At 50.9% G+C, this 13,594-nt stretch carries 14 protein-coding genes and 1 pseudogene; 7 read left to right on the top strand and 8 right to left on the bottom strand.

Going from position 1 to position 13,594, the window contains the following annotated elements:
* Positions 1–873 (bottom strand): annotated as a pseudogene (locus tag LCM20_RS10020) (IS3 family transposase); the annotation flags it as partial.
* Between the two features lie 44 nt (positions 874–917).
* Complete coding sequence (locus tag LCM20_RS10015) at positions 918–1,325, bottom strand: FHA domain-containing protein (RefSeq protein ID WP_225195318.1); 408 nt, start codon at positions 1,323–1,325, stop codon at positions 918–920.
* A 127-nt stretch (positions 1,326–1,452) separates the two neighbouring features.
* On the opposite strand from LCM20_RS10015, the gene LCM20_RS10010 reads away from it, so the two are divergent.
* Positions 1,453–2,151: a polysaccharide deacetylase family protein gene (locus tag LCM20_RS10010; protein WP_225195317.1), complete on the top strand. Its 699-nt coding sequence runs from the start codon at positions 1,453–1,455 to the stop codon at positions 2,149–2,151.
* 17 nt (positions 2,152–2,168) lie between these two features.
* Here LCM20_RS10010 and LCM20_RS10005 read toward each other — a convergent pair whose 3' ends face one another.
* Positions 2,169–2,717 (bottom strand): class I SAM-dependent methyltransferase, encoded by a 549-nt coding sequence (locus LCM20_RS10005; protein WP_225195316.1) that lies wholly within the window; start codon positions 2,715–2,717, stop codon positions 2,169–2,171.
* A gap of 103 nt (positions 2,718–2,820) precedes the next feature.
* Between LCM20_RS10005 and LCM20_RS10000 the strand changes: the two genes are divergently transcribed.
* From LCM20_RS10000 to LCM20_RS09980, 5 genes are all read left to right on the top strand, one after another.
* A complete protein-coding gene (locus tag LCM20_RS10000; protein ID WP_225195315.1) occupies positions 2,821–4,014 on the top strand; it encodes a DUF4317 domain-containing protein in 1,194 nt (397 codons plus the stop codon).
* A gap of 76 nt (positions 4,015–4,090) precedes the next feature.
* A complete protein-coding gene (locus tag LCM20_RS09995; RefSeq protein ID WP_225195314.1) occupies positions 4,091–4,420 on the top strand; it encodes a YnfA family protein in 330 nt (109 codons plus the stop codon).
* Between the two features lie 165 nt (positions 4,421–4,585).
* Positions 4,586–4,747: a hypothetical protein gene (locus tag LCM20_RS09990; RefSeq protein WP_225195313.1), complete on the top strand. Its 162-nt coding sequence runs from the start codon at positions 4,586–4,588 to the stop codon at positions 4,745–4,747.
* Positions 4,748–4,803: 56 nt separating this feature from the next.
* Positions 4,804–4,986 carry a hypothetical protein gene (locus LCM20_RS09985; protein WP_225195312.1) on the top strand — a complete coding sequence of 61 codons (183 nt, stop codon included), beginning with the start codon at positions 4,804–4,806 and terminating at the stop codon, positions 4,984–4,986.
* 34 nt (positions 4,987–5,020) lie between these two features.
* Positions 5,021–5,911 (top strand): fructose bisphosphate aldolase, encoded by an 891-nt coding sequence (locus tag LCM20_RS09980; protein WP_225195311.1) that lies wholly within the window; start codon positions 5,021–5,023, stop codon positions 5,909–5,911.
* Positions 5,912–6,007: 96 nt separating this feature from the next.
* On the opposite strand, the gene LCM20_RS09975 is transcribed toward LCM20_RS09980, so the two are convergent.
* From LCM20_RS09975 to LCM20_RS09955, 5 genes are all read right to left on the bottom strand, one after another.
* Positions 6,008–6,841: an AraC family transcriptional regulator gene (locus LCM20_RS09975; protein WP_263622052.1), complete on the bottom strand. Its 834-nt coding sequence runs from the start codon at positions 6,839–6,841 to the stop codon at positions 6,008–6,010.
* 448 nt (positions 6,842–7,289) lie between these two features.
* Positions 7,290–7,892, bottom strand: coding sequence for an IucA/IucC family C-terminal-domain containing protein (locus LCM20_RS09970; protein WP_225195309.1), 603 nt, complete (start codon positions 7,890–7,892; stop codon positions 7,290–7,292).
* A complete protein-coding gene (locus tag LCM20_RS09965; RefSeq protein ID WP_225195308.1) occupies positions 7,889–8,932 on the bottom strand; it encodes a FecCD family ABC transporter permease in 1,044 nt (347 codons plus the stop codon). Before LCM20_RS09965 ends, LCM20_RS09970 begins: the two co-directional genes overlap by 4 nt.
* Positions 8,925–9,941, bottom strand: a complete 1,017-nt coding sequence (locus LCM20_RS09960) for a FecCD family ABC transporter permease (RefSeq protein WP_412097997.1) — start codon at positions 9,939–9,941, stop codon at positions 8,925–8,927. Before LCM20_RS09960 ends, LCM20_RS09965 begins: the two co-directional genes overlap by 8 nt.
* Positions 9,942–9,999: 58 nt before the next feature.
* Positions 10,000–11,001 carry an ABC transporter substrate-binding protein gene (locus LCM20_RS09955; protein WP_225195306.1) on the bottom strand — a complete coding sequence of 334 codons (1,002 nt, stop codon included), beginning with the start codon at positions 10,999–11,001 and terminating at the stop codon, positions 10,000–10,002.
* Positions 11,002–11,676: 675 nt separating this feature from the next.
* Between LCM20_RS09955 and nagE the strand changes: the two genes are divergently transcribed.
* Positions 11,677–13,581, top strand: a complete 1,905-nt coding sequence (gene nagE / locus LCM20_RS09950; protein ID WP_225195305.1) for an N-acetylglucosamine-specific PTS transporter subunit IIBC — start codon at positions 11,677–11,679, stop codon at positions 13,579–13,581.
* Positions 13,582–13,594 lie beyond the last annotated feature (13 nt).

Raw genomic sequence — 13,594 nt, 5'->3', positions numbered from 1 at the left:
CTTCAATCGCTTGATTCTTAAACTCATTGCCACGATCTGTGTGGAATAACTCTAGGTCTTCGAGGTTGCCTTGTATGGACGCAAAAGCTTCTTGGACAAGGGAGGCGTCCTTTCTAGGGCCTGAACTATAGCCGATGATCTCACGGTTGTATAGGTCTAAAATTGTACAGATGTAGTTCCATTTGGTTCCTACACGTACATAAGTTAAATCGCTGACTACGACCTTCCGAGCTTCATCCTGCTCGAATTGACGATTCAACGTATTTCCTTGGTCGGACTCATTTGAAGTACTCTTCATAGGTTTGAATTGCGCAACCGTGTACTTGGACACTAGCCCCTGCTCTTTCATAATGCGACCAATACGGCGCCTGGATACTTTCCAGCTCTGCTTTTGAAGTTCATGTTTGATTTTTCGCGTACCATAACTTCGACGACTTCCATGGAAGACCTCTATGATCAGCTTCGTCAGTTCCTCTTCTTCAGACGTATCTTTTTCTTTTGCTTCATAATAGTACGTACTTTTCGGTAATTGAAGGACGGCACACATTGCTGATACCGAGTATTTATGACAGTTGTTCCGAATCACATCTACTTTCGTCCCATGATCAGCGCCGCTTGCTTTAAAATATCATTCTCCATGGAAAGACGTTGATTTTCTTTACGCAGCTTCATCAACTCTTCTTCCTCTGGTGAACGATTATCAGCCTCTTTAAAGGAACCTGAGTTTTTGTACTGATTAATCCAACGATCCAAAGAAGATGAAGTAAGCTCATACTCTTGAATGAGTTCTCTGCGTGGCTTACCGCTTTCGTGAAGTTTTACCATCTGCGTTTTGAATTCTTCTGTAAATGTACGACGATTTCGTCTAGTCATAATCCGCTCTCCTCGAGTTTAATTTGAGTAAAGTTTATCGGACCTTAACGAAACTGTCCAACTAAGTGTAGCCTATCTAACTTCCCTTTTATCCCCTGCTCTTCTGCCACAGGCTTCAGCTCCAGCGTCTCCTCTATTCCGGACGTCACAAAACGGAGCAGCACCACTCCCCCTGACAATGAAATCTCATCCTGGTCGTTCAGGACCTGTTTCTCGTCTGGCGCAAGCAAAAGGCCGTTCAACGATGTGCCATGGCGGCTGCCCGCATCCTCTATATAGAATTGGTCGTGCCTTTTGGTAATCACGGCGTGCCTTCTTGAAATAAAGGCATTCTCAAAGGCAAGCTCCGGGGTGTACCCTTCTGTCGACCTTCCGATGACGATGTCCTTTGTAAGTGGAAGGATTCTCCCCTTCTCCGCAAGGTCTCCTGTCAAAACCATCAATCTACTCATGTCTGATCCCCTTTGTGATGTTTCTATCATTCTTCTGCTATTGTAAATCTACACGAATTCCGTATGCTTAAGTTGAGTGTAACGAAACTCCAAAGGTTGAGCAATTTTTGTTAGAAAAGGTGATGACATGAAGAAACTTATACTAGGCATTGTGATTGCCGTGGTGGCGCTGGTTATGGCAGCCTATGGTACATATGAATGGATGAACGCGCGCGGTTTTCAGGCGTTCGGGGAGCTGACGAGAAAGGTCGAGGCAGAGGACAAGGTCGTCGCACTCACCTTCGACGATGGACCCACTGACAAGGTGGAAGAGCTTCTCCCCCTTCTTGAGGAATACGACGCGAAGGCGACGTTTTTTTTAATCGGAAAAGATATGGAGGAACATATGGATGAGGCGGAGGCGATTGTCGAAGCGGGGCATCAGGTCGGCAACCACACGTACACGCACGATTACATGGTGTTCAAGCGATATTCGTTTTACAAATCGGAAGTGGACAAGACGAATGCGTTGATCCGGGAAGCGGGCTATGAGGGCGAGATCGACTTCCGCCCGCCTTACGGGAAAAAGTTGATCGGGCTGCCGTACTATTTGAAGCAGCAGGAGATGGAGACGATCATGTGGAATCTTGAGCCTGACACGTTTTATTCAGCTCCTGAGGAGAAGGTGGACTATGTGGTGGATGGAGTGACGCCGGGGTCGATCATTCTGACGCACCCGATGTATGATGATTCGGACGACGCGCTTAAGGCGGTGGAGGGCATTCTGAAATCTCTTACGGAGATGGGCTATACGTTTGTGACAGTGGATGAGCTGCAGGGGGCGTAGGGACCGCCCCTCGCTCTTCATATCTTCACAGCATCCACGATCACGGATGTGAACCCGAGTGTTCCGTTCTGGTTGCGGTGGTCGAAACGTCTGGAGCGGTAGATGAAGCCGTCTGTTTCGTCCCATTCCTCATAGATGAACGTCCCATCTTCCCGGCAGTATTCAAGCAGACGCACGTGAAAGCCCGCTTCTTCAAACATGGCACGTAACGTCTTGTATGTATGGACGATTTTATGGCTCGCTGCCGGGTGATCTGCAGGTCCAGGACCTCCGACTTGTACGCCTTCCTGGTACGCTTCATCTGGAAAATAACCATCCGGTACCGCACAGCGGATGTAGCCACCGGGCTTGAGGTGCTCATAGCAGATCCGCGCTGCCTCTCTTCCCTCTTCATAGGTCAAATGCTCCCACACATGCTCGGCTAAAACCGCATCAATCGAGCCTTCATCAAACCTGCGATTCCAGTCTTCCTTTTTCAAAAGGTTGAGTTCGGACTCCTGTGTTTCGATCCATCCCGGGTTATTCGAATGCTCCCCGGCTCCGATTACGACTCTCGTTCTTTCCATAATTTGTCGTCCCCCTCCCTTCAAAGCATAATTCATTCACATTCCGATGACTAGGATTGTGTTAAAATGGATAAATCAAATCTAGTAGGTAGGAGTGAAGTTCTTGGATAAGAAAGATATCGCGAATATCCGGAAACAGTTCAAAGTCGATAACGATCTTCTGAAGATTTCTGATATATTCAACGTGTACATTATGAAGGATTCGACGGACGTCTATCATTTCCAGCATCAGCCGTTCGACCTGCTTGACCGCGATCAGCAGGAGCTGTTTATGAACAATTTCAAAAAAGTACTCACAGGTCAGCTGGATGAGAAGCTGTTCGAGCTGAAGTTCAGCCGTGACGTGGAGGATCCCGCTCAGCTCACGCTACATAAAGCGCTTCTCAGTAACGACAATGAAGAATGGATGGCATACATGCTGAAGCTCGTCGAGCGCATGATCGACGACCACCCGTACGAGAAGGATATCGTCGTGACGTTCATTACGGCCGAGTACCGGAAGCCAATGAAGAAATCGAACCCGGATGCGGAGGAAAGCAGCCGCGATTCGGTCTATTCCAACCCGTTCATCCTCTGCAGCGTCAACCAGACCGAGGAGCCGAAAAAAGAAATCCAGTTCGACTATATCGAAAAGGAATTCAAATACAACATTCAGGTCGACCCGGTCATCGACTTGAAAAAACCGCTGACCGGCTTTTTGTTCCCGACGATTACCGACGGGGCGGCGGATGTGAACCACGTGCTGTACTCGACCGGCAAAGCGAACGAGCCGGATCCGCATTTCATTGAAGACGTGTTGAATGCGGAGGAAGCGATGACGGCTGAAACCGACAAGGCGGTCTTCGAGGAAGTCGTTCGTGAAGTGGTCGGCGGTCAGATCAACCCGTCTACCTTATCGAAAGTGTATGGTGAAATCCACCGATCTGTTGAAGAAAATGAAGACGATGAGCCGCCGAAGCTCGATTATAAAGACGTCGAGCGCGTCCTCACAGATAGTGGGCAGAAAGTCGAGCAGGAGCAGGTGAAAGTCGCGTTCCAGCGCTTTGCACAAGACGACCGTTATGAGCTGAAGGCAAGCAATATCGTGCCGAAATACAACTCGAAATCAATCAAAATCCAGACGAAGGTCGCGAACATTTCCATCAGTCCGCAAGACTTGGAATTCGTGCGTCAAGTCAACTACAAAGGCAAGCGTGCGTTGATGATCGAGATTGATGAAGATGCGGAGATCGATGGCTTCAAGATGATTCCTGAGGCGTTTGGGCAGGAAGATAAAGAAGAAGAAACAGACGAGTAAATCCCAGGGTGGCAGAACGGTTCGTGTTGCCACCCTTTCCTCTGTTCCGATCCCATCCTATAGGAGTTGAAAAACCATGTTGATGTCAATGTTGTTATTTCTTATGGCCGGGCTTGCGGAAATCGGCGGAGGCTACTTGATCTGGCTGTGGCTTCGGGAGGGAAAGCCGTTCTTGTATGGACTTTCAGGCGGATTCGCCCTCGCCCTTTACGGCGTCATCGCAACCTTCCAGACCTTCCCCTCCTTCGGTCGTGTCTATGCCGCATACGGAGGAGTCTTCATCATTTTGTCTGTGCTCTGGGGCTGGGGCGTTGACCGGAAAACACCGGACTTGTATGACTGGATCGGAGCAGGCATCTGTTTAATCGGTGTAGCGGTGATGCTTTTTGCGCCTCGTCAAGGTTGAATAGAGCTTATATTTACATACAACACAAATTTCATCTGTTGATAACACTCCGTTTTGTCTATTCCACAATATGCCCCAAAACTTCCATCGTCCTCCCACCATTTTTTTCTAATGTATGAAGCTGATAAAAAGACAAATAATACTCTTGAAAGGTGGGTGGATCCAATGACAAAGCGCAACAAGAAGAATGACGCACAGCAGAAGAGCTACGAGCCGAAACAACGTGCTGAAGGTGAATTCGCACAAGAATTCGGAAGTGCTCAAGCAAACGAGCAGCACAAGCAGGAAGCGAAAAAAGCTCGCAAAGCAAACAAAAACGAAAAGTAATACCAACGAGAACACCTCTATATTAGGGGTGTTCTTTTTCATAAGGAGGAATAACGATGGAAAGAGATGATTCACTCGCCTATGCGACGGTAGCGCTCAAGGAACTCGGATACGACAACGCCGATATCGAGTCGATTACGAATAAAATGCTCGAAGTCATTCGCAGGATGCCGGATGAAAAAGCAGAACAGATGGCCGACAAAATCTTGTTTGACGGACCACCCGAAACGGGAATATAGAAAACGGACTATTTTTTGAGGAGGAGTGAATGCTATGAACCAAGAACAATTTGACAAAGTCAAAAATGGAGATGGATTTATTGCAGCCCTCGACCAAAGTGGTGGCAGTACGCCAAAAGCCTTGGCCGCATATGGGATCGAAGAGGATTCCTACACAAGTGAAGATGAAATGTTCGACCTTGTTCACGAAATGAGGACGCGGATCATCACATCCCCTGCCTTCAATTCCGACCAGATTCTCGGCGCCATCCTTTTCGAACAGACGATGGACCGTCACATTGATGGCAAGTACACAGCCGATTATCTAGCTGAAAAAGGGATCGTGCCTTTCCTGAAGGTGGATAAAGGGCTCGATGAGCAGGCGAACGGCGTCCAGCTGATGAAGCCGAACCACGATTTGGATGAGACACTCCGCCGTGCGAACGACCGGAACATTTTCGGAACCAAAATGCGCTCTGTGATCCACGAAGCGAATGAAGACGGCATCAAAGCGGTCGTCGACCAGCAGTTTGATGTCGGCAAAAAGATCATCGAGGCAGACCTCGTGCCGATCATCGAACCGGAAGTGAACATTCATAGTGAGGATAAAGAGAAATCAGAGGGCATTTTGCATGAGGAGATTCTGAAGCATTTGGATGAGCTGTCTGAGGATCAAAATGTCATGCTGAAGCTGTCGATTCCGACGAAAGCGAACCAGTATAAGCAGCTGATTGATCACCCACGCGTCGTTCGAGTTGTTGCACTGTCAGGCGGCTACGCCCGTGATGATGCGAACTCCCGCTTGAAAGAAAACGACGGCTTGATCGCAAGCTTCTCCCGAGCACTTGTCGATGATTTGAACGTGAACCAGTCGGATAAAGAGTTCAACCAGACGCTACAGAATGCCGTAGAGACGATTTACAATGCGTCGGTTACGAAGAAATAAAAAAAGAGACTTGGACGGAATGCCGTCCAAGTCTCTTTTTGTGGAGAAACGGTTGTGAATCAGAGACGCGGTCTCTAGTCGGTTTTAGAAGGAATGTCAGCCTTTCTGAACGGGAATCCAGATCTCACTGCGGAACGAATCAGATGATGTGTCCTTGCTTTCATTCCACAAAATCTCCGGTCCTTCCACCTGTTGATAGCTCGAAGCCGGGAACCACTCGGAATAAATCCGGCCCCACACTTGCTGAAGCGTCTCAGGAAACGGTCCGACCGCTTCGAAAACCGCCCACTGTGATGCTTCGACGTCGAGCTTTGCGAAGGAATCGGGTACTTCCTTTGTTGTCGCAACGCCGATATAGTGGTCGAGTTCCCCCTTCTCTTCCATTCTTCCTTCTGAAAAATGGGTCGAGGCGCTGATCATGCCTTGAGGCTCCGTATCAGCCAGGGCCTTCAGCTCAGCGATGGTGTTTTCGTCAAGACTCTTCCACATCGCGGCAATCTCGTCATTCACCCCTTCGAACTGAATCTGGACCCTTTTCTTCAACCCTGCAATTTGAAAGGCTTCTTTTTCTACAATACGATAATCCATTTCATTTCCTCCCTTAATGGTAAGCTGGAAGGTCATTTTCGGATATGCCTTCAGGGATGCTCCCTGCTTTTTGGCTTCCGCCGGCGTAATGCCGTGCAGCGCATGGAAGGCTCTAGCAAAAGAGTCCGGCGACTGGTAGCCGTATTTAAGGGCTACATCCACGACTTTTTCTGTCCCCTTCTGCAACTCAAAGGCTGCGAGCGTCAGACGTCTTCTGCGCACATATTCGGATAGGGGAATGCCTGCCAGAGCGGAAAAGATGCGCTTGAAATGAAATTCAGAGCTGTAGGCCCGGCGTGCGGCTTCCCCGAAATCGATGGTCTGATCAAGATTCTCTTCCATGTACGTGACGGCACGGTTTAAGTGTTCAATATCCACCCCGATGACCTCCTTCTTCTATAGCGTACCAAGGGTGAAGGGCGATTTCCCGACTTGTGGTGCTCCGTAATGTCGGATATGTAAGAACAAAGGCGCTGGAGCCGGACGTTACTTATTCGACATGTGTTATCCACTGAAACTAAATTTTGTTATTTCCCAAGTAATTGAAAAGCCGTCATGAGAAGCTGCTACACGACGGTTCCTTATACATATTGTGACCGAAAACGTCCATACACACACTCTCGTGGATTTAGCAGTTAAACGTGATTTCGAATACATCTTCTGCTCTTCGGAGAACTAGTCGCCATTTTGGAACAGGATGGATCCTTAGCAAGGAGATGACCTTCCGTCACATGTTTCACGTGAAGTTTCGTGTCGAATTATTTTGTCGAATGGAAGTAAATTCCATCTATTACTGGATCGGGCAGACGAGACAGTAGGGAAGCTTCTTTTCTTTCTCAAGCTTGTGATAATAACAGCACGTCTTCCGCATCACCTGCTCCGTCAACGCCTCGCATGGCGCCAAGTATTCAGCGAGCGGATTTTTCTCCAGTTGAAAAACATCCCCGTCGAGGTCTCGAATCTCTGCGGCGGCTTCACGGACAGCACCGGCTTCGTCCGGGTGCTTCTGGACGGCTTTTCTCAAATAGGAATTCATCCGGACCGCTACATTTTCCCATAAGATGATGTGCGGCAGACGCGTTGCTTTATGGAGCGAGGTGACGACGGGCGTCAGGTGCTCAGCGAAGACCGCACGCCAGCCGCACTCAGCATAAGAGACGCGGCTGTCATCGACGACGAGGTTCAGCTCATTTGTGAAAGTGCAGGCGTGAAGTGGGACGATGCGGGCTTTTTCACCGAAGACGATCGAGTCCATCACTTCATCCAAGTAGATTTTCGCATAGCGCTTGATGACCATGGAGGCGGCGATCTTCGTGTTCGGTGCTTTGATCCGCTGTTGCTGGTGCTTCAGAAATTCGTCTGGTGCTTCGAGTAAATCGACCATGGTCGTCATTCGCTCATCCCCTCTCGATTCCGATACAGTAAATAGATGAAAAATGGTGCGCCGATGCCTGCGGTGAAGACGCCGACCGGGATGTCGGATGGCAGGAAGGCGGTGCGCGCGATGATGTCTGCGACGAGTACGATAAGCGCGCCGATCAAGGCGGACCCGAATACGAGAATGCCGAATGAACGCTGCAGCATCAGCCTCGCGATGTGCGGGGCGATCAGCCCGACGAAGGCGACGCCTCCCGCGAATGCAACCGCAGCGCCTGCTAGTCCTACACTTAAGACAAGCAGGAGTACACGGTAAAATTGAACACGGACGCCCATTCCGCGAGCGACGTCATCGCCAAGCTGCTTTACGTTGACGATCCCTGTGAAAAATAACGACACGATGATCAGCGCGATGACGACGGGGGCGACGATTTTCACTTCATCCCAGTTCGTGCCGTACAGGCTTCCCGTCATCCAAAGGTACAGCCTCGTCGCAAGCGCGGCTTCACTCGAGACCATGAACATCGTCACGACGGCGTTTGTGAGCGCGGATATCCCGATTCCGATGAGGATCAGCCGCATCGGTGTGACCCCGTCCTTCCATGATAAAAGGTAAATGAGCATGGTGATGACGGCAGCGCCTGTGACGGACGCGACCGGCATCCACTGTATACTCACCTCGCCCATGAAATAAACGATGAAGATCACCGTCCCGACCGAGGCGCCTCCCGTAACGCCGACGATGTCCGGTGACCCGAGCGGGTTGCGGATCATCCCTTGAAGGATCAGACCGGACACGCCGAGACTCGCCCCGACGAACAGACCGAGCCAGACCCGAGGCATCCTCAGTTCGTTCAGGACAAAGGCGGACTCACTTTCGCCGAACACTTCTGTGACGACTGTTGACAGCGGAATCCAGCTGCTTCCTGACGACAGACTGACGAGAAAGACGCCGAACACGGCGGCAAAAAGCAGGCTCAGCACCCAAAGGGACCGCTTATGCACTTGGATGGAAACTGAACCCGATTTCGTGCGGATCGTAAAGTGATCAGTCACGTTTCTTCACCCCTTTTCTTGCGACATAAATGAAGAATGGCGTCCCGAACAGGGCCGTCATGACCCCGATCGGCATTTCCTGCGGGGCGATGATCAGGCGTGCGGCGACGTCTGATAATAGAAGAAGCGTGGCGCCGAACAGCCCACTGAGCGGCAGGACCCACTGGTAATTCGGTCCGGCTACGCCTTTTGCGAGATGAGGCACTACAAGTCCGAGAAACCCGATCGACCCGGCGATGGCGACCGATCCGCCCGAGAGCAGGACGATGACAGCGCCGGCAATCAGCTTCAACAGCAGTGTGTTCTGGCCCAAATTTTTTGCCACATCATCCCCTGACATTAAGATGTTCAGCGGCTTGCCCATAAAGAACGCCACGATGATGCTTACGACGATGAACGGCAGGACGGGCAGGAGCATGTCGAGGTCGCGGCCGGCAACGGAGCCGGAGAGCCAGAACAAGACGCTCTGCATCCGCTGCTCATCGAGGACGAGCATGCCTTGGGTGAACGAGACGAACAGCGCCGTGATGGCGGCACCGGCAAGGACGAGCCGAACCGGCGACAGCCCGTCGTCCCCGAGCGAGCCGAGGAAGTAGACGAACACCGAGGCGACGAACGCTCCGATGAATCCGATCCACATGTAGTGCGTCAGCGACTCGACCGAAAGGAAGGTCGCGGCGAATACGATGAAAAAAAGAGCGCCGGCGTTGACCCCGAAGATGTCGGGTGCGGCCATCGGGTTGCGGGTGAGCGCCTGCATGAGCGTCCCGGCAATCGCAAGACTCGCCCCGATCGTGATCGCAACGAGCGTCCTCGTCAGCCTCGAGGTGCGGACGATAATGTGCTCGGTGCTTTCCGGGTCATAGGCAAACAGTGCGTTCCACACGTCCGTGAACGATACGGCCGCTTTTCCGAACGCGAGGCTTGCGAGTGCGGCAAGCAGGAATACAAGGATCGATCCAGCGAGAATCGTCCATCTTATGTACGGTTTCGTTGAAAAAGAAAACATCATATCTCTCTCCATAGAAACAAAGATAGGAGACGGACTCCTATCTTTGCATCAAGTCTTATTGTTCAAGCTCCAGACGATTGTACAGGTCATCCAGCATCAGGTTCGCAGCGCGGATTCCTCCGGCCATGTTCCAGATGACTTGGTCGACTTCGTACACTTGATCGTTTTTGACAGCATCAAGGTTCTGCCATAGCGGGTGGCTCGTCCAGTCGTTGTAGGTTTCTTTCACCGCTTCGTCTTCATCCATGAAAATGTAGAACACGTCGGCGTTCATTTCGGTAATGCTTTCTTTGTCCGTCAGCTGAATGCCCCAGACGTCTTCCTGGTGCGCTTCCGGACGGGTGAAGCCAGCGTCGTTCAGCACTTGACCGGCGAACCCTTGGAAGTAAATGCGGGCATGGTCGCTTCGGAAGTTCAAGACCGCGACGTTCATCGGCCAATCTTCTCCCATCTTCTCAGCTGCTTTTGCCTGGAAGTCCTCGACGCGGTCGTTCCAGTCGGTCAGAATCTGATCGGCTTGGTCCTGTTTGTTCAGCGCCTCGCCCATCACTTCCACCGTATTTTTATATTCGAAAAGCTTGTCGATCGCGATCGTCGGTGCGATCTGGTTCAGTTGCTCGTAAATATCTTCGTGACGCGTCTTCGAAGCAATGATCACATCCGGCTCAAGCGCTGCGATCTCCTCCAAGTTCGGCTGTGTCTCTTGGCCGACAATCGGCGTTCCTTCCAAATCATCGCGAAGGTATTCGTAGATCGGCTTCTCCATCCAAGACTCCACGATTCCGGCAGGCTCAACGTCCATCGCAGTCGCTACGTCCGTCGCCCCTTGGAAAAGCGTGACGACTTTTTCCGGTGTCCCTTCAATCGTCGTCGTTCCCATCGAGTGCTCGACTTCACGAGCCCCGCTCGCTTCGTCAGTATTTTCCGTTTCCTCCGTCTCGTCGGATGACCCTTCAGCATCCGTCGATTCGTCAGAACCACTATTGCCACACGCGGCAAGCAGCATCGCAAGCCCTAAGACAAGCGCCGCCAGCCACCATTTTGATGTTGTTTTCATCTTTATGTAACTCCCTTCCATGATAGTGAGAATCATTTTCATCTGTATATAAGATTACTGTAGTTGAGAATGAGTGTCAATACCAATTAGACAGTTTTGTCAAAAGTCTGAGAATGGTGTGGCTTTTGATATAGTTGCAGCGGTTCAATCTCGTATTCTCTTTTTATATTGGGACTGACAGGGCTTCGTGTGAGGCTTCGTTGTCCTGATTGTTTTTTATTGGGACTGGCATCCTCTTCCTGCGGCGCTTTCTTGTCCCGATAATCTCTTATTGGGACTACCTCCTCCTGTCCGCGGCGCTTCCCTGTCCCGATTACCCTTTATTGGGACTAGCACCCTCTTACCGCGACGCCTCCCTGTCCTAATAACCTTTTATTCGGACTATCTCCTCTCTCGGCAGCCTTTCTCTGTCCGAATCTCTCTAACTCTTAAAATCCCCCCGCTGAAATTGGTTGTGAGGCAGACTCTCAAAGCACTTTTGACTGGATTTCTTTTTCAAAAAGGTCATGTGCTTCCTCCTCTCTTCAGTTTCGACTCGCTGATTTTTGAAAAGTTGTCGCTCGCTCTCAACCCTTTTCACAAAAAACTTAACTGGTATAGACAACTATATGTATTGATGATATGATAACCTCAGTAAAACGTTTTCATTTACATTTATAGAAGGAGGCCATCATGGTGCTGAACTTTTTGCAACGTATTGGTAAATCATTGATGTTTCCGATTGCGACCTTGCCGGCTGCGGCATTGCTCGTTCGTCTCGGGATGGAGGATATGCTCAATATCCCTTTCATGTCGGCGGCTGGAAACGGAATTCTTGGTAACTTGGAGATTATTTTCGCCATCGGGATTGCGATGGGATTCTCGAAGGATGGGAGCGGGGCGGCTGCTTTGTCTGGTGCGATTGGGTACCTCGTGTTATTTGAGGGGATCCAGGCGATCAACGAAGACGTCAAGATGGGCGTCTTTGCGGGAATCATTGCGGGGCTTGTCGCCGGGATGCTGTATAACCGGTATCACGACGTCAAGTTTCCGGACTTCCTTTCGTTCTTTGGAGGAAAACGGTTCGTACCGATCATCACGTCTGGTGCGATGGTTGTGCTCGCTTTTATCTTCGGGCATCTGTGGGTATATCCACAATATGTCATCGATTCGGTAACGGAATGGGTGCTGAACTCGGGCGCTGCTGGTGTCGGGGTGTACGGGGTGCTGAACCGTCTGTTGATTCCGATCGGTCTTCACCACGTCATCAACACGCTGATCTGGTTCGACTTCGGAACGTTCACGACGGCGTCTGAAGAGGTCGTCCGCGGTGAGATCAACCGCTTCCTGAACGGCGACCCGGCGGCCGGGCACTTCCTGGCTGGATTCTTCCCGATCATGATGTTCGGACTTCCGGCTGCGTGTCTTGCGATGTATGCCGCTGCGAAAAAAGAGCGTAAAGCGGCGGTTGGCGGGATGTTCTTAAGTATCGGTCTGACGTCCTTCCTGACAGGGGTCACAGAGCCGATCGAATTCTCATTCATGTTCCTGTCCCCTCTTCTTTACGCGGTTCACGCGGTGTTGACAGGGGTGGCGATGGTGCTTGCGTTCGTGTTCGATGTCCGGCATGGATTCGGATTCTCGGCGGGGCTGATCGACTATTTATTGAACTTCACGATTGCCGAAAATCCACTGATGCTGATTGTAATTGGTTTGATTATGGCGGCTCTCTACTTCGTTATCTTCTACTTCCTGATCATCAAGCTCGACTTGAAGACGCCGGGACGCGAGGATGAGGACGAGCTGGACCAAATGGATGAGACGGCGGTTTCCGGTGATTACGACGCCAAAGCCTATCATTATTTGAAAGCCCTCGGCGGACCGGACAACATCCAATCGCTTGATTATTGCACGACCCGCCTCAGACTGCAGATGGATGATCGTGATGCGATTGATGAAAAAGCGATTAAGCAGAACGGTGCGCGTGGTGTAATGAAAGTCGGTAAGACGAATCTGCAGGTCATCGTCGGGACTTCCGTCGAGTTTGTCGCGGAAGCGATGCGCAAACGGATGGAGCAGAACAACATGACCGCACCAGACGCGGTGCATGAACCGAAGCAGCAGGAGTCAGCAGGCGTGAGGTCTGTAGACAAAGCGTCGTTCGTCCTCCCTGCGACGGGTGAGGTGATTCCACTGTCTGAGGTGCCTGATCAGGTTTTTGCCCAAGGAATGATGGGACAGGGCTTTGCGATTGATCCGACGGATGGTGTGATTCATTCGCCGGTGGATGGTGAGGTGCTGAATGTGTTCCCGACGAAGCATGCGGTCGGGCTGAAGACGGCGGATGGCCTCGAGATTCTCATTCATATCGGGCTTGATACGGTGAAGCTTGATGGACAAGGGTTCGAGTCGCTTGTGAGTGACGGTCAGGCGGTTGAAAAAGGGACGCCGCTGATCCGGGTTGATCTTGATTTCGTCAAAGAGAATGCGCCGTCTGTTGTGACGCCTGTGATCTTTACGAATCTTGAGAACGAGCAGGTTCACCTGCATCAAACCGGGCATCACGAGCACGGGACGACCGGCATCGTGACGGTTGAATAAAAGGAGGCAGAGA

It is taken from the genome of Halobacillus litoralis, assembly GCF_020171725.1.
GTDB lineage: Bacteria > Bacillota > Bacilli > Bacillales > Halobacillaceae > Halobacillus > Halobacillus litoralis_F.
This window is presented reverse-complemented; position numbering and strand designations above follow the sequence as displayed.

Coding starts and splice junctions, on each gene's coding strand:
- LCM20_RS10015 (WP_225195318.1), bottom strand. CDS start 1,325: ATGAGTAGATTGATGGTTTTGACAGGAGACCTTGCGGAGAAGGGGAGA.
- LCM20_RS10010 (WP_225195317.1), top strand. CDS start 1,453: ATGAAGAAACTTATACTAGGCATTGTGATTGCCGTGGTGGCGCTGGTT.
- LCM20_RS10005 (WP_225195316.1), bottom strand. CDS start 2,717: ATGGAAAGAACGAGAGTCGTAATCGGAGCCGGGGAGCATTCGAATAAC.
- LCM20_RS09995 (WP_225195314.1), top strand. CDS start 4,091: ATGTTGATGTCAATGTTGTTATTTCTTATGGCCGGGCTTGCGGAAATC.
- LCM20_RS09990 (WP_225195313.1), top strand. CDS start 4,586: ATGACAAAGCGCAACAAGAAGAATGACGCACAGCAGAAGAGCTACGAG.
- LCM20_RS09985 (WP_225195312.1), top strand. CDS start 4,804: ATGGAAAGAGATGATTCACTCGCCTATGCGACGGTAGCGCTCAAGGAA.
- LCM20_RS09980 (WP_225195311.1), top strand. CDS start 5,021: ATGAACCAAGAACAATTTGACAAAGTCAAAAATGGAGATGGATTTATT.
- LCM20_RS09975 (WP_263622052.1), bottom strand. CDS start 6,841: ATGGAAGAGAATCTTGATCAGACCATCGATTTCGGGGAAGCCGCACGC.
- LCM20_RS09970 (WP_225195309.1), bottom strand. CDS start 7,892: ATGACGACCATGGTCGATTTACTCGAAGCACCAGACGAATTTCTGAAG.
- LCM20_RS09960 (WP_412097997.1), bottom strand. CDS start 9,941: ATGTTTTCTTTTTCAACGAAACCGTACATAAGATGGACGATTCTCGCT.
- LCM20_RS09955 (WP_225195306.1), bottom strand. CDS start 11,001: ATGAAAACAACATCAAAATGGTGGCTGGCGGCGCTTGTCTTAGGGCTT.